Below are 2,010 nucleotides of genomic sequence, written 5' to 3'. Positions count from 1 at the left end.
TGGCCGCCTTGTGCTGGTTTTGGCTGTGCGCGGGCGGGAGCCCTGGAATGGGCTGCTGGTTCCGACAGAGAAGAAATTCCATCAGTCCCTACGCCGTGACCACAAGAACCTGGTCACCCACCCGATCCTAAAAAAGTGGCTTTACCTGCCGGAATCCAACGAGGAGTTTGAAGAGTCCGCCCGTGATCTCGTGGAGTCTATGTTAGCCAATGACCCTCAAATAGGCGTGGAACCGAAGGAGAAATCCCGCAGAGGAGGCTGAAAATGGAAAGGAAGAGAAATCCCGCAGAGGAGGCTGAAAATGGAAAGGAAGTACTACCTCATAGAGGTTGGCGACGGGATAGAACCATCCGCTCAAGGACCGTTCGAAACAGAGGACGAACGAGACGCAATAGCCAAGGAGATCCGCGCCGCGATGGATGAGGACGATTGTCTCTTCTGGGCCGACGTCGACGAAAGAGGAATCCTAACCGTCGGCTCGTATGACGCGGCGTTCTTTATGGAGGAACAGGAAGGTGATTGCAGCTAAGGCTGACTTTCTGAACGTTGCCTCAGATACCAGCGATAGATGTCACTATATTTGTAAAACAGGCACACCTCGTTTAGGCCACTAGCCCGAAATGTCCGCCTGTTGATTTGTCGAAGGAACGCATCTTCACGTTCTGCATCAGCAACAATACCTGCCCTAGGGAGTTTAAAGTCGATGTGAACATCGTTCAAACGAAGAAGCCCAGAATAGATTGGTGTGGAGTGTTCTACTTCAAAGGCTGCTGTTAACAAATTCCGTGTGGGGTGAATCCAGAGAACGTCTATCAGGGCTAGACTAGCGGCGGGTGCGTGTCGGCCAGTCGAAGGGATGTCGTCAGCCAATGCGAACCGGTCCACAATACTCCAATCCATAAGTGGCCTGTCATTCAATGGTACGTATACAGCGTGACCGGTCAGCCTGCCTATAGCCCCCACGATCGTTTGCATCTGATGGTGAGAGAACTCCATTGGCGGTGGTTCTTCGGCTCTTTCTAGTACAGCAGTTCGGAGCTCCCGGAGACCGAAATGGGAATCTACGCCGAATCTTCCCGCCCGCACGATGTGGAGATCTGTTCCCTCTTCGTTCGTGTATATGTGTACTTTGTATTGTCCGTCACTAGCAGGATCAACGGACCGGAATGCTGCAGCAAACTGCTCGTATGGGATAAGCAGGGGTTCTCTTTGGCCTTCCCATAAAAAAGCAATGAAGGATGGGAACCCTTCGAGAAGGGCTATATCTTCTTGCCTCAGCCCGAAAAAGGTTGAGCCACGCTTGTGCACTTTAGAATATCTAACGTAAACCCGCGCCTTGTCCCGGATAGTAAAGAGGGAAGTACTTGTCCCTAGTCGGTGCAACCGGCCGAACTCGCGCTCAAGTGACAATAGAAATTCTGCTCTTGCTGGTGATGCCATAGGATTCTTGCACGAAAACTACACCATAGTGGGAGGCCGATCAACGGTCCTCTGCTAACTTGCCCACGTTTGGGGATCAAGCCAACGGTAGGCGTAGACGGCTATTTCTTATGATCGTGTTTATTATAGGTAAACGAAAATGTCAGCGCCCGCGAGACGGGATACCGGTCCAGGCGTTCGGGGCAGAGATCCTCCCGTGTCCAGCCGCGACCCTTCCCAGCTTCTAGCAGTTTAATAGGCGGGAGCTGATCGATTCTTCTCGTCATCTCGTCGAAAAGCGCGAGGCGTTTTTGGCAAGAAAGCCTACGGCGGGGTGTGGACGTTACCTTGGACATAGCCCGAACCTAGCAAGAAGGAAATCCTTGTGAATCAGGTTGCCTCTGTCATGTTTTATGTCACCAATTATGTCATGACATTGACAATGACGTAGTAAACATGCTAGCTTCCAATTTAAAGAGGTGATCATGGCGGTTCAGGCCCGAACCATAGAACAGATTACCGAGGATTTCTCGATTTCCATTGAGACCCTCGCCCGTTTCTTAAACACTACCTCTCGGACGGTCATGCGCT

2 protein-coding genes are annotated in these 2,010 nt (G+C 51.6%); one reads left to right on the top strand and one right to left on the bottom strand.

Features of this window, described 5'->3' with window-relative positions; genetic code table 11:
• The first annotated feature begins 301 nt into the window (after window positions 1-301).
• Window positions 302-529, top strand: a complete 228-nt coding sequence (locus HYS22_09260; GenBank protein MBI1910339.1) for a hypothetical protein — start codon at window positions 302-304, stop codon at window positions 527-529.
• A gap of 1,012 nt (window positions 530-1,541) precedes the next feature.
• Here HYS22_09260 and HYS22_09255 read toward each other — a convergent pair.
• A complete protein-coding gene (locus tag HYS22_09255) occupies window positions 1,542-1,706 on the bottom strand; it encodes a hypothetical protein (protein MBI1910338.1) in 165 nt (54 codons plus the stop codon).
• Window positions 1,707-2,010: the final 304 nt, after the last annotated feature.

The sequence above is a fragment of the Deltaproteobacteria bacterium genome, assembly GCA_016177765.1.
Lineage (GTDB): Bacteria > UBA10199 > UBA10199 > JACPAL01 > JACOUP01 > JACOUP01.
Note: the sequence above shows the minus strand (reverse complement) of the source record. Positions and strands in the feature narration are given on the sequence as shown.

Excerpts from the sequence above, each read along its gene's own strand:
- HYS22_09260 (MBI1910339.1), top strand. The coding sequence starts at position 302 with ATGGAAAGGAAGTACTACCTCATAGAGGTTGGCGACGGGATAGAACCA.
- HYS22_09255 (MBI1910338.1), bottom strand. The coding sequence starts at position 1,706 with ATGACGAGAAGAATCGATCAGCTCCCGCCTATTAAACTGCTAGAAGCT.